This window comes from Microbacterium sp. C-MGS6 (genome assembly GCF_058140415.1).
The window spans coordinates 2,020,290-2,042,392 of sequence record NZ_CM176934.1 but is presented as its reverse complement, the minus strand read 5'-3'; the positions used below and the strand labels follow the sequence as shown (position 1 = coordinate 2,042,392).

Here is a 22,103-nt window from a genome sequence, read left to right as displayed (position 1 = left end):
CCCGCCGTTTCGCCGCCTGGCCTCAGATGCGCTGCTGGCGGGGGCCGAGGGGCAGCGGCTTCATCGGCTGATCGTTCGCGGTCAGGTCGATGCCCAGGTCCCTGGCGTAGACGACCCTTGTGGTGATCGCGACGTCCTCGCCGGTCTCCTTCAGCTCGAAGACCCGGCCCCCACGCATGCGGTTGCGCTCGGCGCCGGAGAGGCCGTACGCGCCGAAGCCGGTTCCCGGGGCGTATCCGAGCATCACGCCGTAGTAGTCGCCGACGTAGTCGTTGATGTGATCGTGTCCGACGAACACGCCCTTCACGTCGCCGCGCTCGAGGATCGCGTTGAACATCCCCGAGTTGAACGGACCGGGGCATTCGTCCTCGTTGCGCTCCCCGACGATGCCGTGACGGGCCTTGCCGCGCGCGGCGTCGGCCGCCGTGCGGGTGTCGACGCCACCCCACCACATGAAGCGGTGCTCCCACAGCGCGATGTGCAGGAACATGAGCCCGGGGACCTTGCGGCCGCGGCGCTGCTCCAGACGCTGTGACTGCTCGCGGTACCACGCCACCTGGTCCATGCGCAGCCAATCCCACGCGGGGTAGCCGGCGAAGTCCTGGCCGTCGATGGCATCCGGCGCGTATCGGCCCGAGTCCATCAGCCAGAGCGCGAACGCCTCCCGGTTCTTCTTCGCAGCGGAGCCGATCGTGACGATCGTGTTGCTCGTGCCCGTCACGCCGCGGGTGTTCTCGGCGTTCACGTTGTACTCGTACGAGCGGTAGATCTTCAGCATCCCCGCTTCATCGACACCGGACTGCGGCAGCGAGTCCTCGTCGTGGTTGCCATAGGTCACCGCCCATGGGATGCGGCGGGACTCCATCGGCATGACGACGTTGTTGATCGCCTGCTTCACGGCCAGCCGCGTCTCGCACCCGCCGGTGATCACGTCGCCGTTGATGACCACGAAGTCCGGCTTCTCCTGGTCGAGCACCTTCTCCATCAGCTCGACGGTGCGGCGGTCGGTGAGCTCGTCGTCCTGCGTGTCGTTGAACTGCACGACCTTGAAGGTGCCGTCGGCGCGGAACCGCAGGTTCCGCCGCTGTCCGGTGCCGGGCGAGGCGGGAACCGTCGCCGCTGCGGCGGGCGCGGTGCCGAGGGGGAGGGTGGTGCCGAGTGCACCGAGTGCTCCCGCGGTGAGGACGGTTCGCCGGCTGATCGGCAGTCGGTCGGGCATGCGTGGTCTCCTTCGTCTTCGGGCGGATATCGCCGCGGCGAGACTAGGGACATCAGATGTCGACGGGGAGGCCGGAAGGTGAACGCGGCCCGTCTCCGTGGCGCCGCGGGAGCGGTGCCCACGTGACGTGGAGGTGAACGACCGGACTCAGCGGGGGAGAGCGGCCTCGATCGCCTCGACGATCTCCGGCGCATCGGGCTTCTGCTTGGGACGGAAGCGCAGCACGTCGCCGTCCGGCAGCACGAGGAACTTCTCGAAGTTCCACTCGACGCGGCCGGCCTTGCCACCCGCGTCCGGCGTCTCCTTGAGTGCCTTGTAGAGCTCCGCGGCGTTCTTGCCGTTGACCTTGACCTTGTCGTTCACCGGGAAGGAGACGCCGTAGGTCGTGGAGCAGAACTCGAGGATCTCGTCGACCGAACCGGGCTCCTGACCGAAGAACTGGTTGCAGGGGAACCCCACCACCGTGAAGCCGCGGTCGCCGAATCGGCGCTGCAGCTCCTCCAGCTGCTCGTACTGCGGGGTGAGGCCGCACTTGGAGGCCACGTTCACCACGAGCACCACATCGGCACCCAGATCGTCCAGAGTCTTCTCCTGCCCCTGGGCGTCGGTGAAGGGGATGGAACGGAGCGCGGAATCGGTCATATGCACAGCTTAGGTCGCCGCATCCCCACCGGCTCCGGGTCTGGGAGAATGGACACGCCATGACTGTCGCCACCGCCCCCGCCCGCCCGCTCCGCATCGGCCCGATCGACCTCGACGTGCCGGTCGTCCTCGCGCCGATGGCCGGGATCACGAACACGGCGTTCCGGCGCCTGTGCCGGGAGTACGGGGCCGGCCTGTACGTCAGCGAGATGATCACGTCGCGCGCCCTCGTCGAGCGCAACGAGACCACCATGCGGCTGATCCGGCACCACGAGTCGGAGACGCCGCGCTCGATCCAGCTCTACGGCGTCGACCCGAAGACCATCGCCGAGGCCGTCCGCATCATCGTCGCGGAAGACCACGCCGACCACATCGACCTCAACTTCGGCTGCCCGGTCCCCAAGGTGACCAGGAAGGGCGGCGGGGCGGCCCTGCCGTGGAAGTCGAAGCTCTTCGCGGACATCGTCGATCAGGCGGTGAAGGCCGCCGGCGACATCCCGCTCACGGTGAAGATGCGCAAGGGCATCGACCGCGACCACCTCACCTTCCTCGACGCCGGCCGCGCCGCAGAGGATGCCGGGGCCGCAGCCGTCGCCCTGCACGCGCGCACCGCGAGCGAGTTCTACTCCGGACACGCCGACTGGAGTGCGATCGGCGAGCTCAAGCAGGCGGTGACCAGCATCCCCGTGCTCGGCAACGGCGACATCTGGTCGGCCGAGGACGCCGTGCGGATGATGGCGGAGACCGACTGCGACGGCGTGGTCGTCGGCCGCGGATGCCTCGGACGGCCGTGGCTGTTCGGGCAGCTCGCCCTCGCCTTCGGCGGAGAGGGCAAGACGGTCGATGCGACCCTCGGCTTCGTCGCCGACGCCTTCCGCCGGCACGCGGAGCTGCTCGTCGAGTTCTTCGAGGACGAGGACCGCGGCTGCCGCGACATCCGCAAGCACGTCTCCTGGTACTTCAAGGGCTACCCGGTCGGCGGCGACATCCGGACGGGTCTGGCGACTGCGTCGAGCCTGCAGGAGATCGACGACCTCCTCGGACGGCTCGACCGTGCGGCACCGTACCCTGGTGCGGACGCCGAAGGGCAGCGCGGACGCGCGGGGCACCCGAAGAGGACCGCTCTTCCGGAGAAGTGGCTGGAGTCGCGCGAGCTCGCCTCGTCGGCCTCGGAGATGATGCGTGGAGCGGAGATCGAGAACAGTGGCGGATGACCCCCGGGTCGGCGCACGCGCCGACGGCTATGACGCGCGCGACGCGGAGCGCTTCTTCGCGGAGACCCATCGCTCCGAGCGGGACGATTTCGCCCGCGACCGTGCCCGGGTGCTGCACTCGGCCGCGCTGCGACGGCTCGCCGCGAAGACCCAGGTGCTCAGCCCCGCCAGCACGGCCGACTTCGCCCGCAACCGCCTGACGCACTCGCTCGAGGTCGCCCAGGTCGGCCGGGAGCTCGCCGCCGCCCTCGGGGTCTCGGCGGACGTGGTCGACACCGCGTGCCTGAGCCACGACCTCGGTCACCCGCCGTTCGGGCACAACGGCGAGCGGGCGCTGAACGAATGGGCTGAGGCCATCGGCGGCTTCGAGGGCAACGCCCAATCGCTGCGCATCCTCACGCGTCTGGAGGCGAAGGTGCTCGACGGGGGCGGCTCCTCCGTCGGTCTGAACCTCACGCGGGCGACGCTCGACGCGACCTGCAAGTACCCGTGGACGGTCGACAGTCCCGTCCCCGACCCGGGGGGCCGGCTCAAGTTCGGCGTGTACCCGGAGGACGAGGCCGTGTTCCGCTGGATGCGCGACGGAGCGCCGGGGCGGCTGCGCTGCATCGAGGCCGAGATCATGGACCTCTCCGACGACATCGCCTATTCGGTGCACGACTTCGAGGACGCGATCGTCAACGGCTACGTCGACGTCGCGCAGCTCGCCGATCCCGCTGCCCACGAGGCCCTGCTCAGCCGGATCCAGCAGTGGGTCGGTTACGACTTCACGCGTGATGAGCTCGCCGATGCGCTCTACCGGCTCGCCTCGCAGCCGATGTGGCTGGCGTCCTTCGACCGCTCCCGACAGGATCTCGCGCGGCTCAAGAACCTCACCAGCGACCTCATCGGCCGGTTCGCACGGGCGGCGGTCTCCGCCACGCGCGAGGCGTTCGGAGGCACGCGGCTGGTCCGCTACAACGCGCATGTCATCGTGCCGCGCGTGGTCGAGGTCGAGATCGCGGTGCTCAAGGGGATCATGGGTCAGGCGATCGTCACGATCGACGCCAGGAAGGGTGTCTACAAGGAGCAGCGGCGGGTCCTCAAGCGGCTGGCCGACGCCCTGTGGTCCACCGACACCCTGTGGTCTGCCGGCGCCGACGTGCTGGAGCCGGCGTTCGCTGCCGACTTCGTCGCGGCGGAGAGCGATGCGGAGCGGGCGCGGGTGGTCGTCGATCAGATCGCGAGCCTGACCGATCAGAGCGCGATCGACTGGCACAACCGGCTGGTCGGGGAGATCGACCCGGCGGAGGTCGGCATCTGGACGCCGCGTCATGCGCGCCCTGGCGCGCGCACGCCCGTCGAGAGGCGGCCCGTCGCAGAAGGCGCGCGCTGATGCCCCGCATCCGTCAGGCCGACGTCGACGAGGTCAAGGCCCGCACCAACATCGCCGACATCGTGGGGGAGCGAGTCGCGCTCAAATCCGCGGGCGTCGGCTCCCTCAAGGGCCTGTGCCCGTTCCACGACGAGAAGAGCCCCAGCTTCCACGTCCGGCAGCAGGTCGGTTACTACCACTGCTTCGGGTGCGGGGAGTCGGGCGACGTCTACTCCTTCCTCCGAGCGATGGATCACGTCAGCTTCACGGAGGCGGTCGAGCGGCTCGCGGGCCGCATCGGCTACACGCTCCACTATGAGGACGGGGGTGCGGCGCCGGAGACGAGCGGCCGCAGCCGGCTCTACGCGGCGAACACGGCCGCCGCGGAGTTCTTCCGCTCCCAGCTGCTGTCGCCCGATGCCGAGGCCGCCCGCCGATTCCTCGGGGAGCGCGGTTTCGACGCGGGCGCGGCGGCGCACTTCGGCGTCGGCTTCGCCCCGCGGGGCTGGGACGGCATGCTCAAGACGCTGACCTCCCAGGGATTCACGCGGGAGGAGCTGAGCACCGCGGGCCTCGTCTCGACGGGACAGCGCGGCGTGTACGACCGGTTCCGGGGGCGCCTGGTGTGGCCGATCCGGGATGTGTCGGGGCAGACGATCGGCTTCGGCGCCCGCAAGCTCTTCGACGACGATCAGGGCCCCAAGTACCTCAACACCCCCGAGACACCGATCTACAAGAAGGCCCAGGTCCTCTACGGGCTCGACCTCGCCAAGCGCGACATCGCGCGCGGCGACCCCCGTCGGGTCGTCGTCGTCGAGGGGTACACCGACGTGATGGCCTGTCACCTCGCGGGCCTGACGACCGCGGTCGCGACCTGTGGGACGGCGTTCGGCGCCGAGCACATCAAGGTGCTCCGGCGGGTGATGGGCGATGACAACGCGTCCGGTGAGGTCGTGTTCACGTTCGACGGCGACGAGGCGGGACAGAAGGCCGCACTGCGGGCGTTCACGGAAGACGACAAGTTCAACGCCCAGACCTTCGTCGCGGTCGCGCCCGACGGCCTCGATCCGTGCGACCTCCGGCTGCAGCGCGGCGACGCGGCGGTGCGCGGCCTCATGGACGCGAAGCAGCCCATGTTCGAGTTCGCGATCGACCGCAAGCTCGCCGGCTTCGATCTCGCCACCGTCGAGGGCAGGGTCGGTGCTCTCCGTGCCGCGGCCCCCATCGTCGCGGAGATCCGCGACCGGCTGCTGCGCCCCGGGTACGAGCGGGTGCTGGCGCGCCGGCTCGGCATGGATCCGACCGAGGTGCACGGGGAGGTGGAGCGTGCCGCCCGTGGGGCGCAGTCCGCCGCGCCCCAGACGCGCCGAGAGAGCACGCCGCGGGTCGACCCGTCCACGGGCGCTCCCGTGGTCGCTGCGGTCACACTGGCCAGCCTGCCCCGCTCACCCGACGTCGCCGTGGAGCGCGACGCGCTCATGGGGGCTCTGCAGTACGGACACCAGGTCGATGCGGCGCTGCTGACCCGGGCTCTCGCCGAGCCGTTCCGCACACCCGGCCTCGACGCGGTGCGCGAGGCGGTCGCGGCCGCGCCCGACCGCAGCCGCCCCGGATGGGTGACGGACGCGGTGAACAGTGTGCGCGAGCCCTACCGCTCCCTCGCCGGCGAGCTGTTGATGACGCCGTTCCCGGCACGGGATGAGGCCGGAGCGGTGGCCTCCGCGACCGATCTCGCGCGACGCCTGGTGCTGCGGCAGCTCGAGCACGAGAAGCAGGAGCTGCTGGGCGCGGTCCAGCGCGTCCCTGCGGACTCCGACGGCGGGCGCGCGCTGCGGGTGCGGCTGCGGGACATCGACGTGGAGCGCCAACGCTTCTTCGCCGAGTCGTAACCGGAACGGTCCCGGACGAGACGGCAGGATGGACATATGCCCCGCACGCCCGAATCCTCGAACGCGATCGAGTGCTCCGATCTGGTCATCGACCGGATCGGTCACGGCGCGCCCAATCGCGCGGTCGACGGCGTGACGTTCTCGCTCGCTCCCGGGGGGCTGATCTGCGTCGCGGGACCGACCGGCTCTGGCAAGTCGACCCTCGTCGCCGCGCTCGCGGGCTCGACCGATCCCTCGGTGCGCGTCGTCGGCGGCCGGGCACAGGTCTGCGGCATCGACATCCGCCGCCCAGGCCGCAAGCACCGCATCCTCACCTACCGCACGGGCTTCGTGCCCCAGGGCGCCGGGGCGGACCTGCCGCCGCAGCTGACGGTCAACGAGGTCATCGCCGAGCCGATCCTCATCCGGGAGAAGCGCGTCAACACCCGCGCGCTCTCGATCCGCGTGGCGACGCTCCTCGATGAGCTCCACCTGCCGCTCGGGACCGCGGCGAAGTTCCCGTATGAGCTGAGCGCGGGGATGCGGCAGCGCGTCGCGATCGCCCGCTCGTTCGTGCTGGAGCCGCGCGTGCTCATCGCCGACGAGATCCTCGCGAACCTCGATCTGGAGGTGCGGCCGGTGGTCTTCGACGCCATCACCCGGCGTCGCAAGGAGGAGGGGATGGCCGCGCTCCTGGTCACCAACGACGCGGACTTCATCCGGGAACTCAACGCCGAGACGCTCATGCTGCGTGGGGGCCATGTCGTCGCGCGCGGCGTCGGGAAGGACCTGCTGTGGGTGCCCAATGCGGAGTCGGATTCACGCCGCTGAGCGCGACACGCCCGACGGCCGCGGAAGGTGCCCCGGTGTCACGAACCGCGTCCGGAGTTTGCTAAGCTTGACGAGTTGCCCGCACAGCGGCGCACATTCCTCGGTAGCTCAATTGGCAGAGCAGCCGGCTGTTAACCGGCAGGTTCTTGGTTCGAGTCCAAGCCGGGGAGCCAACGAGAGAAGCCCCCTCCACGGAGGGGGCTTCTCTCGTATCCGGAGCGCACGATCGCGCCGGACGCAGAGGAAGAGCCCCTCCACGCGGAGGGGCTCTTCTCGGCGGGGAGCGTCGTTCAGCCGACGCCCTCCATGGCGCTCGTCTCGGTGTTGCCGATCCGGGCGATCACATCAGGCCGGCGACGGGCGAGGTAGGCGTACCGGGTCAGCGCAAGGGCGACCGTCACGAGGAATACGTACGGGATCACGTTGTACGGGAAGGCCGGGACGGGCCACACGTTCGCGAAGAACACGTACGCCATCGTCACGACGGCGACCGTCGCGCAGACCTTCACGAGACCGTTCCGCATCTTCGCCCGCTGGGTGTAGACCACGCACGCGATGGCGACGAGGGCGTAGGCGACCATGTAGCCGTAGGTGCCCCAGGTGTTGACCCAGACGAGGATGTCGCCCGTCGCGGCTCCCGCGACCAGCAGCACGATGTCGACCGTGATCGCCGCAGCACCGGCGAGGGTGAGCACGCGGTGCGGCGTGAGGTGCTGCTCGTGCGTGCGGCCGAAGCGCTCGGCGACGACGCCTTCCTTGCCCATCACGTAGACGATGCGACCGATCACGTTGAGCGGGGCGACGACCACGGCGAAGAACGACGCGGACACGCCGAAGGTGAGCACGGCCGCGAACCAGCCCGGCATGCCGATGAGGGCGGACATGCTCTCCAACGGGCTCGCGGCGGTGGCGAGGTCGTCGCCGAGCACCGCGATCTGCGTGTAGGCGGCGAAGACGTAGAGCACGCCGACACCGAGGGCGCTCCACATGATCGCGCGGGGGATCGCCTTGTACGGCTCCTTGGCCTCGCGCCCCAGGGCGTCCGCGGAGGAGAAGCCCACGAAGCCCAGGATGCCGAGCACCATGCCGGACGCGATGCCCTGGAACGAGGAGCCGGTCGCGAGCACCTGCGCGGGGTCCCAGGCGGAGGGCCCCGCCCACGCGAGCGCTGCGATGAGCAGCACGAGGATGATGCCGACGGAGAGCAGCTCGAGGACGAGCGAGACCCGGGCGGAGAGCCTGATGCCGCGGATCGTGAAGAGGGTCGCCAGGCCACCGAGCAGGATCGCCAGGCCGACATCCCACCCCAGGCCCTGCGCGGGCAGGCCCAGCATGCTCAGGAACTGGCCCATGTAGCTGACCGAGCCGCTGAGGGAGGCGGCCGCGATGCCGAAGCAGCCGATCAGCAGCGTCACGCCGGCGAGGAAGGCGCCGAACGGCCCGAGACCCTTGGAGACGTAGGTGTAGAGCGAGCCGGCGGAGGCATGCTTGCGGGCGAACACCACCACGCAGTACCCGACGCACAGGATCACGATCGTGGCCAGGGCGAAGGCGTAGATGGTGCCGTTCCCGGCGCCGAGGAAGATGGCGGCGGCCGTGAAGGCGATGACGGCGCTGGGGGCGATGTTGGCGATGGCCTGGGCGGCGAGCTCGGGTCCGCTCATGACGCCGGTGCGGAGCCCGGCATCCTGCGGGGCGCCGGGCGGGGCGACGACAGTGTCAGACATGGTTCTCCTGGATTCGGGTTTCAGGGATGGGCCGCGCGCGGCGGTCAGGGGATGAGGAGGGTGCGGAGGGCCGAGCCGCCGTCGAGGTCGTCCAGCGCGGCGGCGGCCTCGGACAGCGGTCGGCGGCCCGAGATCAGGGGGTCGATCTTCAGCTGCCCGTCCATGTAGCGGTCCACGAGTGCGGGGACGTCGATCGACGGTCGCACCGAGCCGTAGTTCGAGCCGAGGATGCGCTGGTCGGCCTCGGCGAGGACGAGCGGCTCGAACGAGGCACGCGCCCCTGTGGGCGGCAGGCCGACGATCACGGCGGCGCCGCCGAGTCCGAGCATCTGGATGGACTGCTCGGTCGTGGAGGTGCGCCCGATCGCGTCGAAGGCGTAGTCGACGCCGTCCGGGATGAGCTCGCGCAACTGGGCCACCGCGTCGCCCTGAGAGGCGTCGATGCGATCCGTGGCGCCGAACTGCAGCGCCATCTGCGTCTTCTCCGGGCGCACGTCGATCGCGACGATACGCTCGGCGCCGGCGAGACGGGCTCCCTGGACGACGTTGAGGCCCACGCCCCCGCAGCCGATCACGGCGACGGTCGATCCGGGTTCCACGGCGGCGGTGTTCAGGACGGCGCCGACACCGGTCGCGACAGCGCAGCCGACCACGGCGATGACGTCGAGGGGCGCGTCGTCGCGGACCTTCACGGCTCCGGATGCGGGGACGACGACCTCCTCCGCGAAGGACGACACACCCAGATAGTGGTGCAGCTGCTCGCCGTCGCGGCTCAGCCGCGACGTGCCGTCGAAGAGCACGCCGAGGGGAGCGACCACGGTGGCGACCTTCTGGCAGCGGGCCTCGTGACCGGCGCGGCAGTAGCGGCACTCGCCGCACGGCGGCACCCAGCTCAGCACGACGTGGTCGCCGACAGCGAGCGTGGTGACGCCCTCGCCCAGTTCGGTGACGACGCCAGAGCCCTCGTGGCCCATGACCAGGGGAGCGGCGGCGTCCCACTCGCCGCGCTTGACGTGCAGGTCGGAGTGGCAGACACCGGCAGCGGCGATGCGTACGCGCACCTCACCGGCGCGGGGCGGAGCGAGGTCGACGTCGACGAACTCGATGGGCGACTGGGGGTCGCGGAAGACAACAGCTTTCATGACATCCTTCGGGAAGTGGGGATGCGCACGATGCTAGGAGAGAGCGGAACTCCTCGGCATCCGACAGATATGTGAAGAGAACGGCTGCTCTTCGACAATCTGTATGATCGGAGGGTGGCTCGTGACGTCGCCTCGGTGGCCCGATATCTCCGCGCGGAGCTGCTGCCCGGCGCCGTTCCCGGTGCGCGGCCCGTCAACGCGGTCGTACCCCTCGACGACTTCGGTCCACCGGTGGATCCGCTCCATGCGACGCTCGTCGTGGCCGAAGAGACCGCGCTCTTCGGCGTCGACGGCGACCGGCGCGCCGCGCTGGGGGAGGCCGTGGCGGTCACGAGCGACGACAGCCCCCGTCTTCGCGAAGCGGTGCGGGACGCGGGAATCACGGCCATCGTCGGGGTGCCGATGCCGCCGTCGCTGCTGGTCCCGACGTTGACCTCGCTCCTCGCGGTCGATCAGGCGGCGGAGGCTCGCGCCATCACCTCGGCGATGCGGGTGCTCACACTGGCGGCGCGACGCAGCGGCATCACCGGCGTCATCGCCGAGCTCGCGCACCGCATTGACGGGTGGGCGGTGCTGCTGGACCGGCATGGTGAGGTCATCACGACGGCGGGTGCCGGAAGCCTGCACATCGACGACGCGATCGCGGTCGCCGTCGGCAGGCCGGTGCGGGTGCGGCATCGCGCCCTCCAGGTGCACCCGGTCGGTCCCGGTCAGGACATCAGCGCGCAGCTCGTGACCGCTCCGCGTAACGACAGCTCCGGCCGCGGTCGGGAACTGAGCTCGCAGGCCGCGGCGCTGCTCGATCTGCTCATGCGCACGAGGGACAGCAGTCAGCTGGAGCGCCTCGGCCGCTCGATGATGTTCGAGACCGTGCGCGAGGGAGGGGAGGAGGCCACTCGTCTGCTCCGCCGCTGGGGCGTGCACGAGCGCGTGCTGGTGGGGTTCGCCCTCGCCTCCCGTACCAGCGGTGTCGACGTCGAGCATCTGCTCGGCCTCTGGCTCGACGAGCTGGGCGCGGAGCACGTCTTCACGTCGCAGCGGGGAATCGTCCAGGGCGTCGTGCGCGAGGACCATGCCGACCAGATCGCGCATCGCGCCAGGGCGTTCGCCTCGACCCTCTATCTCGGTCTCGGCCGACCAGCGGGCACCGATGCTCTCGCGCGCAGCATCGACGAGGCGCGGCACGCCTGCGAAGCCGCGCGCACCGGGGGCGAACGCGTGGTCCGCTACGAGGCCATCCCGACGGTGTCATTCGTGCTCGGGGCGCTGGACAGCGATCAGACCGGCCGCCTCGCCCGACTGCTCGATCCGCTGCGCGCCGCCGAGAGGTCGGCGGAGCTGCTGGACACCCTCCGAGTGTTCCTCGCGACGAACGGAGCCTGGAGCGAGAGTGCGGCGCGACTCCGCATCCACCGGCAGACGCTGACGACCCGCATCAGACGGATCGAGGATCTGATCGGACTCTCCCTGAGCGATCCGGATGACCGCGTCGCGGCGTGGCTCGCGCTGCGCGCCTCCGACGACTGACCCACGACCCGGACGACGAGGGGCCCCGCCTGATGGCGGAGCCCTTCGTGGAGATGCCGTCGGATCAGCGTGCGGCGCCCTTGAGCGATCCCTCGACCTGGCCGGCCGGGTCGATGATGATGCACTGGATCACGCGGTCGTTGGCCTGCTCCCACGAGTCCTTGCTGGGGGTGAGCGTGGTCACGTCCAGGGCGGACTCCTGGTAGGAGACGCCGACGAAGGAGGTGTACGCGTCGCCGATGCAGCCCTCGGAGGCGGCGCTGATGGCGTCCTCCGAGTAGTCGCCGTCGTCCATCTTGATCTCGTAGAAGACCTCTTCGTCGTGGGGCTCGGAGCACGGCACGACGTTCGCGTCGGTGAGCATTCCGGAGCCGGTCTCGAGCATGCAGTCGCCGAGCTTCACCGAGAAGACGTCGATGTTCGCGCTCTCGGTGACCTGGCCGGTCTCCTCGTCGCGGTCGGCGTCGGCGCGACCGCCGCCGAGGATGCTGTTGATCGCGCTGCAACCGGTGAGGGCGAGCGAGACGGCGACGGCCGAACCGGTGAGCACGAGTGCGCGACGGGTGCGCGACTTCATCATGGATTTCCCCTTCAGAGCGTGACGCGGGGCATGCTGAATATCCCCGCCGCGAACACGCTATAGTGCCCGGAGTCTATGACGCAACTTGAAGGATGCTGTGCGTGGGCTGAATGCGATCAGCCCTCGAGGTCGTCGAGGCCGGGGAACCAGCTGGCACCCGGTCGCCCCCAGCCGCGCTTGCGGGCGATCTTCTGCGTGGTCTTCCAGTCGGAGTCCGAGAGGCGATCGATGTAGAGCACGCCGTCGAGGTGGTCGAACTCGTGCTGCATGATGCGCGCGCGCCAGCCGTCCACCTCGAGCGTGACGGGGCCACCGTCCAGGTCCGTCGCCGTCACGCGCACGCGGTCGGACCGGCGCAACGGGAACCGCTCGCCGGGGAACGACAGGCAGCCCTCGGACTCGAGCTCGGGGTCGGGAGCGCCCGGTTCCGTCGGCGTCATCCACAGTTCCGGATTGATGAGCACACCGCGCCACGGCTGGTCGTCGTCGTCGACGTAGGAGTACGTGTAGATCCGCAGCGGCACCCCGACCTGCGGAGCGGCGAGGCCGACGCCGGGCGCGGCGTCCATGGTCTCGAACATGTCCGCGACGAGGGTGCGGATCTCGTCGGTGATGGCCTCGACGGGGGAGGCGGGGGAGTGCAGGACGGGATCGCCCATGATGCGAATCGGAAGGACAGCCACGTCACAACCCTAGTCGGCGGCACTCTCCGGGTAGGGTCGTACTGTGAGCGCAGGGGTGTGGATGGGGACGGTCGAGGACGTCGGCGACCAGCTGGTCGGAGCGTTCCAGAACCCCGGCCTGCTCCTGGGCATCCCGCTGGCCCTCGCCGGCGCGGTGTTCATGTCGCTCGGGGCGCAGTACCAGCACCGCGGCGTGGAGAAGGTCGAGCGGCTCAGTGGCTCCGACGGCGCCGCCGGCCTCAGCTTCGATCAGCTCAAGCGGCTCTTCACGCGACCATCGTGGGTGGTCGGGACGCTCATGCTGGGTCTCGCGATCGTCTGCCAGCTCGCCGCCCTCGTCAAGGCGCCGCTGATCGTGGTGCAGCCGCTCGGTGCCATCGCGCTGGTCATCACGACGCTGCTGAACGCCCGCATCACCGGTCACGCTCCCACGCGGCAATCCCTCACGGCGATCATCGCCTGTGTCGGCGGCATCTTCCTGTTCGTGTTCTTCGCCGCGATCTACGCCACGGAGAAGGAGGTCACGGACCGCGAGCTGTTCGTCATCCTCGCGATCCTGCTCGTCGTGATCATCGTGCTCGGGGCATGCTGGCTGATCCTCCGGCACCGGATGCGGGCGCTGTTCTACATCATCGGCGCCGGCATCCTCTACGGTTTCGTCGCCACCCTCGCGAAGGTCATCATCAAGCGGATCGAGGCGGGCCAGTTCGAGTGGATCACCGCGGTCTGCCTGCTCGCGCTGCTCTCGGCGGGCGCGGTGGGTGCGTACTTCGTGCAGACCGCCTACAGCTCCGGTCCCCCTGACCTCGTCATCGCGGGCCTGACGGTCGTCGACCCCATGGTCGCCGTGCTCATCGGCATGCTCGTGCTCGGCGAGGCCGCGGCGGCGCCGTGGTGGGTCTTTATCATCTTCGGAGTCGCCGGCGGCATCGCCGTCTGGGGTGTCGTCGGGCTCGCCCGGTTCCATCCGCAGGTCCTCAGCGAGAGCCAGGACCTCGGCATCACCCGGGGGAGTGATCCCGTGGCCCCGCCTGCGGCGCCGTCATCGGGCGCGCCGGAGCAGCCGGACCCGCGCGAGACGCGCGACCCCGACGCTCAGTAGGCCTGGTCGATGAGGTCGGGCGAGACTTCGGATGCCGCCGCCTCGTCGACGAAGAACACCGTCCGCTTGCGCCCCTTCGCCCCGGCTGCCGGAACGCTCGTGTAACTGGCGCCGGCGAGAGCGAGGCCCAGCGCGGAGGCCTTGTCGGCACCGGTCAGGACCAGCCACACGCGCTTGGAGGCATTCAGCACAGGGCGGGTGAGGGTCACCCGCTCGGGCGGAGGCTTGGGGGAGTCCCGCACCGGGAGCGCAGCGGCGTCGGTCACGGTGACCTCCTCGCGGTCCGGGAAGAGCGAGGCGATGTGACCGTCGGGACCGACTCCGAGGAAGCACACCGCGAACGACGGCCACGGGTGCTCCTCGGTGCCGAAACGGGCGAGCTCGGCGGCATACGCGGCGGCGGCTTGATCGAGGTCGAGTCCGCTGTCGGAGCCGGCGACCTCGTGCACGTTCTCCGCCGGGACGTCGATGTGGTCGAGCAGCGCCTCTCGGGACTGGAGCGCGTTCCGGTCCGCGTCGTCCCGAGGGACGTACCGCTCGTCGCCCCACCAGAAGTGGACGAGGGACCAGTCGATCTCGGCGGCTCGCGGATTTTCCCGTACAGCGCGCAGCACGGCGCCGCCCATCGACCCGCCCGTCAGGGCGATGTGAGCCAGCCGGCCGTTCCGCGTGCGCGCGCGGACGCGGGTGAGGAAGCGATCAGCGACCCGGAGGGCGAGGGTGGTCGGGGTGGATTCGACCACGACCCGCTTCTCTGCGGACGATCCCGGCATCGAGGTCACTCTCCTGTCTCGGGCGGACCGAGTTTCTCCCAGCCCTCCGTGATCACTCGACCGTACAGGACGTCGGGGTCGAGCCGGCGCAGCTCCTCGGCAAGGCACTCGCGCAGCGTGCGCCGCGGCAGGTGGAGGTCGTGATCGGGCTGGTCGGGCTGGGTGAGCACGGCCACACCCGGCGACGGCCGCTCGAGCAGGATGTCGCCGGACTCGCGCGTGAGGCGCACCGACTTGATACCCTCCTGCCAGTGCTCCGGGTCCTCGTACGACCACCGGACCGGGACGTCGAGTGCCATCTGCAGCCAGGCGGCGAGCAGCGCCGTGGACGGCGAGGCGCTCGCCCCGCGGACCTCGACGGCGGTGATGGTCTCGTACGGCGGCTGGTCCAGCACCGCGGCCAGCTGCTCACGCCAGTGCGTCAGGCGCGTCCAGGCCAGGTCGGTATCGCCCGGGGCATGCGTGCGCCCGAGGAGCGCGAGCCGGTCGCGGACGTCGGGGGACGTCGCGGCGTCGGTGATCCGGCGCTGGGCGATCCGGCCGAGAGGCGACGTCGCCGGAGCGGTGGGAGCCTCATCCGGCCACCATGCCACCACCGGCGCGTCGGGGAGGAGCAGACCGGTGAGGAGGCTCTCCTCGTTGCTCGCGGCGTCGCCGTGCGCATGCAGCACGACGACCTCGCTCGCACCGGCGTCGCCGCCCACGCGGATCTGCGCGTCCAGTCGGGACTCGCCGTCGCCGGTGGTCAGCACGATCACGCGCATCGGGTGCTCGCGCGACGCATCGTTCGCGGCATCGATGGCGGCCTCAGCGACCCCCTTGCGGGCCGAGATGACGAGGGTGAGGACGCGGCCGAGGGCGACGGCGCCGCCCTCCTCGCGCACCTTGACGAGCTGCTTCGCGACCTGGCTGACGGTCGTGTCGGGAAGGTCGATGATCACGGGCGTCTCCAGACTCGTCCGTCGCGGGCCAGCAGGTCGTCGGCCGAGGCCGGTCCCCACGAGCCGGGCGCGTACTGCTCCACCGGGCCGCCCTGGGCGGCCCAGTACTTCTCCACCGGGTCGAGGATCTTCCAGGAGAGCTCGACCTCCTCGTGCCGCGGGAAGAGCGGCGGGTCGCCCAGGAGGACGTCGAGGATCAGACGCTCGTACGCCTCCGGGCTCGCCTCCGTGAACGCGTGGCCGTAGCCGAAGTCCATCGTCACGTCGCGGACGTTCGTCCCGTTACCCGGCACCTTCGAGCCGAAGCGGATCGTGACGCCTTCGTCGGGCTGCACGCGGATCACGAGCGCATTCTGACCGAGCTCCGAGGCGTTGCCGCGGCCGAACAGGTGCTGCGGTGCGCGATTGAACACCACCGCGATCTCGGTCACGCGTCGGCCCAGGCGCTTGCCCGTCCGCAGATAGAACGGCACGCCGGCCCAGCGCCGGGTGTCGATCTCCAGCTTGATCGCCGCGTAGGTCTCGGTCGTCGACTCGGGGTCCATCCCGTCCTCGTCGAGGAAGCCGGTGACCTTCTCACCGCCCTGCCAGCCGCCGGCGTACTGCCCGCGCGCGGTGGCGAGGGACAGATCCTCCGGCACGTGCACCGCCGCGAGGACCTTCTCCTTCTCTGCTCGCAGATGCTCGGCGGAGAGGCTGATGGGCTCCTCCATCGCCGTGAGCGCGAGGAGCTGGAGCAGGTGGTTCTGGATGACGTCGCGTGCGGCGCCGATCCCGTCGTAGTACCCCGCGCGACCGCCGACGCCGATGTCCTCGGCCATCGTGATCTGCACGTGGTCGACGTAGTTGCGGTTCCAGATCGGCTCGTACAGCTCGTTGGCGAAGCGCAGCGCGAGGATGTTCTGCACCGTCTCCTTGCCGAGGTAGTGGTCGATGCGGAAGATCGAGTCCGCAGGGAACGCGACCTCGAGGGCGGCGTTGAGAGCGCGGGCCGACTCGAGGTCGTGCCCGAACGGCTTCTCGATGACGACGCGCCGCCAGCGCTCGTCGTCGTCCGCGTCCTCGCCCACGAGGCCCGAGTCCTTGAGCTGCTTCGCGACGAGCGGGAAGTCCTTCGGCGGGATCGAAAGGTAGTAGGCGTGGTTGCCCATGGTCCCGCGCTCCACGTCGAGCTTCTCGACGGTCTCCCGCAGCTTGCGGAAGGAGTCGGCGTTGTCGAACTCGCCGGAGACGAACCGGATGCCCTGGAGCAGCTGCGTCCAGGTCTCCTCGCGGAACGGCGTGCGGGCATGCTGCTTCACCGCGTCGTAGACGACCTGGGCGAAGTCCTGGTCCTCCCAGTCGCGGCGGGCGAAGCCCACGAGCGCGAAGCCGGGCGGCAGCAGCCCTCGGTTCGCGAGATCGTAGACCGCCGGCATGAGCTTCTTGCGGGACAGATCACCCGTCACGCCGAAGATCACGAGGGCGCTGGGCCCCGCGATCCTGTTGAGACGACGATCGTCGGGGTCGCGCAGCGGGTTGTGCCCGCGCGAGATGGGTACAGACATCGGTGGGGGCTCTCCTGCGATTACTTCTGTGCGGCTTCGAAGAGGGCGAGCACGTCGTCCGAGGACTCGGTGATCGTCAGCGAGACGACGGGCCGTCCGTGCTCCGCGAGCACGCCCGCGTCGCCGGCCGCCTGCGCCTGGATGAGCTGCCCGAACGTGAACGGGCGGTCGGGGATCTCGAGGTCCACGTCCGTGCGCTCCAGGATCTGCAGGAACACGCCCTGGGCGGGGCCGCCCTTGTGGTACTGGCCCGTGGAGTGCAGGAAGCGCGGTCCCCAGCCGAACGTGGTCGGGCGCCCCGAGTCGGCGGCGACGAGTTCGCGCAGACCCTGGAGCTGCGGCACCTCGAGGCGGTTGACGTACGCCTGGATGGACACGTAGCCGTCGGCGGGGAGCTGCGCCCAGAGAGCGTCCAGCACGCCTTCGACCGTTCCCGACGCGGCGAGGGCGGGGTCGGAGACCCGGACCTCGACACCGTTCTCGACGAACGCGGGAGCCGTCGGCTCCGGGCGCGCGTCGAGCAGACCTCGGGTGGCGACCTTGGCCGACTCGACGTCGGGCTGGTCGAACGGGTTGATCCCGAGGAGGTGCCCGGCGATCGCCGTGGCGTACTCCCAGACGATGAACTGCGCGCCGAGCGTGCCGCTGACGAGGATCTCGCCCTCGTGCCGTTCGTGCAGGTGGAACTCGTTGGCGTCGTCGACGAGACGCACGATCTGGAGGTCGGCGGGGACCGGGTCCAGCTCCGGCGAGACCGGGAGCAGGACGACCGGGAGGATGCCCGTGCCCTCCTTGCCCGTGGACTCGGCGATGAGCTGCTCGATCCAGTCCGGCAGCCCCTTGATGTGCGTGCCGTCGGTGATCAGACCCAGCTTGTCGCGGCGGGGGCTGGTGGCGGCGATCGCGGCTCCGAGACGGAGTGCGGGGTTGTCGGCGGAGTCCACGGCCACCTCGAGCAGCGAGGCCTCGGCCTCGTCCAGGAGCTCGTCGATGTCGACGCCGGCGAGTCCCGAGGGGACGAGACCGAAGGCGGTCAGCGCCGAGTAGCGGCCCCCCACGTTCGGGTCGGCGTTGAAGACCCGGTAGCCGGCCTCGCGTGCCGAGGCGTCGAGCGGGGAGCCGGGGTCCGTGACCACGACGATCCGCTCGGTGGGATCGATGCCGAGGTCGCGGAAGGCGGCCTCGAAGGTCCGGCGCTGCGAGTCGGTCTCGACCGTGGAGCCCGACTTCGACGACACGACGAGGACCGTCTCCGCGAGACCCTCGTCGAGGGCGGCGAGCACCTGACCCGGGGCGGTGGAGTCGAGGATGGTGAGCGGGACGCCGGAGGTCTGCGCGATGACCTCGGGGGCGAGCGAGGAGCCGCCCATTCCGGCCAGCACCACGCGGGTGACGCCCTTCGCCGCGAGTTCCTCGCGCAGCGCGACGATCTCCGCGACCAGCGGGCGGGAGACCGAGACGGCCTCGACCCAGCCGAGGCGGACCGAAGCCTCGGCCTCGGCGGCCGGACCCCAGAGCGTGGCGTCGCCACCGGTGATGCGGGAGGCGACGAGGTCGTGGACCAAGGCGGGCACGGTCTCCTCGATCGCGACGCGCGCCGCGCCCGATGCGTGGATGGCGAAGGTCATCGCTGCGCCTCCAGAGCCTCGGTGACCTGCGCGAGCAGATCGTGCCAGGAGTCGATGAACTTCGCGACCCCCTCCTCCTCGAGCACCTCGGTGACGGCGTCGAAGTCGACGCCCACCTCGGCGAGCCCGGCGAAGACCTCGCGGGCCTCCTCGTAGCCGCCGGTGATGGTGTCTCCCGTGACGACGGCGTGGTCGAACGTCGCCTCGAGGGTCTTCTCCGGCATCGTGTTGACGACGCCGTCAGCGACCAGTTCGGTCACGTACAGCGTGTCGGGGAGATTCGGGTCCTTGACGCCGGTCGAGGCCCACAGCGGACGCTGGAGGTTCGCGCCGAGCGCGAGGAGGTCCTGTGCGCGCTTCTCGGCGAACTTCTGCTCGAACAGCTCGTAGGCGAGGCGCGCGTTCGCGAGACCGGCCTTGCTCTTGAGCGCCTCCGCCTCGGGGGAGCCGATCGCCGACAGACGCTTGTCCGTCTCGGTGTCGACGCGCGAGACGAAGAACGAGGCGACCGAATGGATGCTGGACAGGTCGAAGTCGCCGCTGTGCGCGCGCTCCAGTCCCGTCAGGTAGGCGTCGATGACCTCGGCGTAGCGCTCCAGGCTGAAGATGAGCGTGACATTGACGCTGATGCCGTTCGCGATCGCCTCGGTGATCGCGGGGAGCCCCTCCTTCGTGGCCGGGATCTTGACCAGGAGGTTGGGGCGGTCGACGGTCTTCCACAGCTCCTTGGCCTGCGCCACGGTGCCGTCGGTGTCGTGGGCGAGGTCGGGGGAGACCTCGATCGAGACGCGACCGTCGACGTGGCCGGACTCCTCCCACACCGGGCGGAAGACGTCGAGCGCGGCACGGACGTCCTGGGTCGTCGCGGCGAACACGGCGTCCTCGGCGGAAGCTCCGGACGCGGCGAGCTCGGTGACCTGCGCGTCGTAGGACGTGTCGTTCTTGTCCGTGATCGCGTTCGCGAAGATGGTCGGGTTCGTGGTGACGCCCACGACGTTGCGCGACGCGATCAGCTCGGCGAGGTTGCCGGAGGAGATGCGGGTGCGCGAGAGGTCGTCGAGCCAGATGCTGACGCCGGCGGCGGCGAGCTGGGCGGTGGGGGTGCTCATGCGTTCTCCTTGATGGTCTCGCGGGCGGCCGCGACGACGGCCTCGGTGGTGATGCCGAACTTCTCGAAGAGGGTCTTGTAGTCGGCGGAGGCGCCGAAGTGGTCGATGCCGACCGAGCGACCGCGGTCGCCGACGATGCCGCGCCAGGTGAGCACGGAACCGGCCTCGACCGACACGCGGGCGGTGACGGACGACGGCAGCACGCTCTCGCGGTAGGCGTCATCCTGCTCCGCGAACCACTCCAGCGACGGGGCGGAGACGACGCGGACGTTCACGCCTTCGCCGGCCAGCACCTCGCGGGCGTTCACCGCGAGCTGCACCTCGGAGCCGGTCGCGACGATGATGACGTCCGGCGTGCCGCCGGGCGCCTCGGCGAGCACATAGGCGCCCTTGACGGCCTGGGCGGCGGAGGCGAAGGTATCGCCCGAAGCCTCGCCCTCGCCGCGCGGGAACACCGGGATGTTCTGGCGGGTCAGCGCGATGCCGGCCGGGCCCTCGTGGCGCCGGAGGATCTCGAGCCACACGGCGGCCGTCTCGTTGGCGTCCGCCGGACGGACGACGGCCAGGTTCGGGATCGCGCGCAGCGTCGCGAGCTGCTCGATCGGCTGGTGCGTCGGGCCGTCCTCGCCGAGGGCGACCGAGTCGTGCGTCCAGACGAAGACGCTCGGCACGTTCATCAGCGCGGCAAGGCGCACGGCCGGACGCATGTAGTCGCTGAAGATGAGGAACGTGCCCCCGAAGGCGCGCGTGGGCCCGTGCAGCACGATGCCGTTGACGATCGCGCCCATCGCGTGCTCGCGGATGCCGAAGTGGAGCACCCGGCCGTACGGGGCGCCCGACCACTCGTGCGTCGACCACTCGGCGGGGATGAACGACGGCGCGTCCTTGATCGTGGTGAGGTTCGACTCGGCGAGGTCGGCGGAGCCGCCCCAGAGCTCGGGGAGCTGCGCGGCCAGCGCGTTGATGACCTGGCCGGACGCGGCGCGGGTGGAGACGTCCTTGCCGGCCTCGAAGACCGGGAGGGCCTCCGCGATGTCGGCGGGGAGCTCGTGCGCCTCGACGCGGTCCAGCAGGGCCTTGCGCTCGGGGTTGGCGGCGGCCCAGGCGTCGAACGACTCCTGCCAGGCGGCGCGGGCCTCGGCGGCGCGCTCCGCGAGGCCGCGGGTGCGCTCCAGCACGTCATCGGCGACCACGAAGGTCTGCTCCGGGTCGAACCCGAGGACCTTCTTGGTGGCGGCGAGCTCGTCGGCTCCGAGTGCCGATCCGTGGATCTTCCCGGTGTTCTGCTTACCGGGGGCCGGCCAGCCGATGATGGTCTTGAGGATGATGAGCGACGGCTTGTCGGTCTCGCCCTTGGCGGCCTCGATCGCGGCGTGGAGCTCGGCGACGTCCTCGACGTATTCGCCGGTCTTCTTCCAGTCCACGGTCTGCACGTGCCAGCCGTAGGCCTCGTAGCGGGCGGCCACGTCCTCGGTGAAGGCGACGTTGGTGTCGTCCTCGATCGAGATCTGGTTGGAGTCGTAGATGGCGATGAGGTTGCCGAGCTGCTGGTGACCGGCGAGCGAGGAGGCCTCGCTGGTGACGCCCTCCTGCAGGTCGCCGTCGCCTGCGATCACGTAGACGAAGTGGTCGAACGGGCTGGTGCCCGCCGCGGCTTCCGGGTCGAAGAGGCCGCGCTCGTAGCGGGCGGCGTAGGCGAAGCCCACCGCGGAGGCGAGGCCCTGGCCCAGCGGACCCGTCGTGATCTCGACACCCTTGGTGTGGCCGTACTCGGGATGGCCGGGCGTCTTCGAACCCCACGTGCGGAGCGCCTTGAGGTCGTCGAGCTCGAGGCCGAACCCACCGAGGTAGAGCTGCACGTACTGCGTCAGCGACGAGTGGCCGACCGACAGGATGAAGCGGTCGCGGCCGAGCCAGTCGGTGTCGGTCGGGTCATGCCGCAGCACACGCTGGTACAGCAGATAGGCGGCGGGGGCCAGACTCATCGCCGTGCCGGGATGACCGTTGCCGACCTTTTCGACCGCATCGGCCGCCAGGATCCGGGCGGTGTCCACCGCGCGTCGATCGATCTCGTCCCACTGCAATTCCGACACGTTCATGCCCTTTCCGACAGTTTCGAGGGCGCCGGTATTCCCTGGCGCATCCGCAACTTCCCTGGCGCATCCCGCATCGTCCGGGGACGGGCGGGTTTGTGCGCAGCACCGGGCGCGCGAGTG

Annotated in this window: 18 protein-coding genes and 1 tRNA gene; 7 read left to right on the top strand and 12 right to left on the bottom strand. The window is 70.3% G+C overall.

What is annotated here, in order from left to right:
* Positions 1-22 precede the first annotated feature (22 nt).
* Positions 23-1,219, bottom strand: coding sequence for a metallophosphoesterase family protein (locus AC3B5L_RS09960; protein ID WP_187661650.1), 1,197 nt, complete (start codon positions 1,217-1,219; stop codon positions 23-25).
* A gap of 147 nt (positions 1,220-1,366) precedes the next feature.
* A complete protein-coding gene (locus tag AC3B5L_RS09955) occupies positions 1,367-1,861 on the bottom strand; it encodes a glutathione peroxidase (RefSeq protein ID WP_187661649.1) in 495 nt (164 codons plus the stop codon).
* Positions 1,862-1,920: 59 nt separating this feature from the next.
* Here AC3B5L_RS09955 and dusB point away from each other — a divergent pair, with 59 nt between their 5' ends.
* The 5 genes from dusB (at position 1,921) to AC3B5L_RS09930 (ending at position 7,301) form a co-directional block, all read left to right on the top strand.
* On the top strand, positions 1,921-3,075 hold the full coding sequence (gene dusB / locus AC3B5L_RS09950) for a tRNA dihydrouridine synthase DusB (RefSeq protein WP_187661648.1): 1,155 nt from the start codon (positions 1,921-1,923) through the stop codon (positions 3,073-3,075).
* Positions 3,065-4,450 (top strand): deoxyguanosinetriphosphate triphosphohydrolase, encoded by a 1,386-nt coding sequence (locus AC3B5L_RS09945; RefSeq protein WP_187661647.1) that lies wholly within the window; start codon positions 3,065-3,067, stop codon positions 4,448-4,450. The genes dusB and AC3B5L_RS09945 overlap by 11 nt, the downstream gene beginning before the upstream one ends.
* The gene (gene dnaG, locus AC3B5L_RS09940) at positions 4,450-6,318 is read left to right on the top strand and encodes a DNA primase (protein WP_268776205.1); all 1,869 of its coding nucleotides are present in this window, start codon (positions 4,450-4,452) and stop codon (positions 6,316-6,318) included. Before AC3B5L_RS09945 ends, dnaG begins: the two co-directional genes overlap by 1 nt.
* A gap of 36 nt (positions 6,319-6,354) precedes the next feature.
* Complete coding sequence (locus tag AC3B5L_RS09935) at positions 6,355-7,128, top strand: ATP-binding cassette domain-containing protein (RefSeq protein WP_187661645.1); 774 nt, start codon at positions 6,355-6,357, stop codon at positions 7,126-7,128.
* A gap of 97 nt (positions 7,129-7,225) precedes the next feature.
* Positions 7,226-7,301 (top strand) — tRNA-Asn (locus tag AC3B5L_RS09930).
* Positions 7,302-7,418: 117 nt separating this feature from the next.
* Here the strand turns inward: AC3B5L_RS09930 and AC3B5L_RS09925 are convergent.
* Positions 7,419-8,855, bottom strand: a complete 1,437-nt coding sequence (locus AC3B5L_RS09925) for an APC family permease (RefSeq protein WP_490095724.1) — start codon at positions 8,853-8,855, stop codon at positions 7,419-7,421.
* Positions 8,856-8,899: 44 nt separating this feature from the next.
* Positions 8,900-9,997 (bottom strand): alcohol dehydrogenase catalytic domain-containing protein, encoded by a 1,098-nt coding sequence (locus AC3B5L_RS09920; RefSeq protein WP_025103665.1) that lies wholly within the window; start codon positions 9,995-9,997, stop codon positions 8,900-8,902.
* A 114-nt stretch (positions 9,998-10,111) separates the two neighbouring features.
* On the opposite strand from AC3B5L_RS09920, the gene AC3B5L_RS09915 reads away from it, so the two are divergent.
* Complete coding sequence (locus AC3B5L_RS09915; RefSeq protein WP_268776207.1) at positions 10,112-11,524, top strand: PucR family transcriptional regulator; 1,413 nt, start codon at positions 10,112-10,114, stop codon at positions 11,522-11,524.
* Between the two features lie 64 nt (positions 11,525-11,588).
* On the opposite strand, the gene AC3B5L_RS09910 is transcribed toward AC3B5L_RS09915, so the two are convergent.
* Together AC3B5L_RS09910 and def are read right to left on the bottom strand one after the other, a co-directional pair.
* Complete coding sequence (locus tag AC3B5L_RS09910) at positions 11,589-12,104, bottom strand: hypothetical protein (RefSeq protein WP_071329492.1); 516 nt, start codon at positions 12,102-12,104, stop codon at positions 11,589-11,591.
* A gap of 116 nt (positions 12,105-12,220) precedes the next feature.
* Positions 12,221-12,787, bottom strand: a complete 567-nt coding sequence (def, locus tag AC3B5L_RS09905; protein ID WP_490095723.1) for a peptide deformylase — start codon at positions 12,785-12,787, stop codon at positions 12,221-12,223.
* A gap of 61 nt (positions 12,788-12,848) precedes the next feature.
* Between def and AC3B5L_RS09900 the strand changes: the two genes are divergently transcribed.
* On the top strand, positions 12,849-13,889 hold the full coding sequence (locus AC3B5L_RS09900) for a DMT family transporter (RefSeq protein ID WP_490096404.1): 1,041 nt from the start codon (positions 12,849-12,851) through the stop codon (positions 13,887-13,889).
* Here AC3B5L_RS09900 and pgl read toward each other — a convergent pair.
* From pgl to tkt, 6 genes are read right to left on the bottom strand one after another with little or no spacing between them, the layout of a single operon-like run.
* Complete coding sequence (gene pgl, locus AC3B5L_RS09895) at positions 13,883-14,662, bottom strand: 6-phosphogluconolactonase (protein WP_187661640.1); 780 nt, start codon at positions 14,660-14,662, stop codon at positions 13,883-13,885. The two genes, AC3B5L_RS09900 and pgl, sit on opposite strands and share 7 nt — an antisense overlap.
* 5 nt (positions 14,663-14,667) lie before the next feature.
* Entirely contained in the window at positions 14,668-15,603 is a 936-nt protein-coding gene (locus tag AC3B5L_RS09890) for a glucose-6-phosphate dehydrogenase assembly protein OpcA (RefSeq protein WP_187661639.1), read from the bottom strand.
* The gene (gene zwf, locus AC3B5L_RS09885; protein ID WP_268776208.1) at positions 15,600-17,150 is read right to left on the bottom strand and encodes a glucose-6-phosphate dehydrogenase; all 1,551 of its coding nucleotides are present in this window, start codon (positions 17,148-17,150) and stop codon (positions 15,600-15,602) included. Before zwf ends, AC3B5L_RS09890 begins: the two co-directional genes overlap by 4 nt.
* A 20-nt stretch (positions 17,151-17,170) precedes the next feature.
* On the bottom strand, positions 17,171-18,778 hold the full coding sequence (locus AC3B5L_RS09880; protein WP_490095722.1) for a glucose-6-phosphate isomerase: 1,608 nt from the start codon (positions 18,776-18,778) through the stop codon (positions 17,171-17,173).
* Complete coding sequence (tal, locus tag AC3B5L_RS09875; protein ID WP_490095721.1) at positions 18,775-19,887, bottom strand: transaldolase; 1,113 nt, start codon at positions 19,885-19,887, stop codon at positions 18,775-18,777. The genes AC3B5L_RS09880 and tal overlap by 4 nt, the downstream gene beginning before the upstream one ends.
* Complete coding sequence (tkt, locus tag AC3B5L_RS09870) at positions 19,884-21,980, bottom strand: transketolase (protein WP_490096403.1); 2,097 nt, start codon at positions 21,978-21,980, stop codon at positions 19,884-19,886. Before tkt ends, tal begins: the two co-directional genes overlap by 4 nt.
* Positions 21,981-22,103 lie beyond the last annotated feature (123 nt).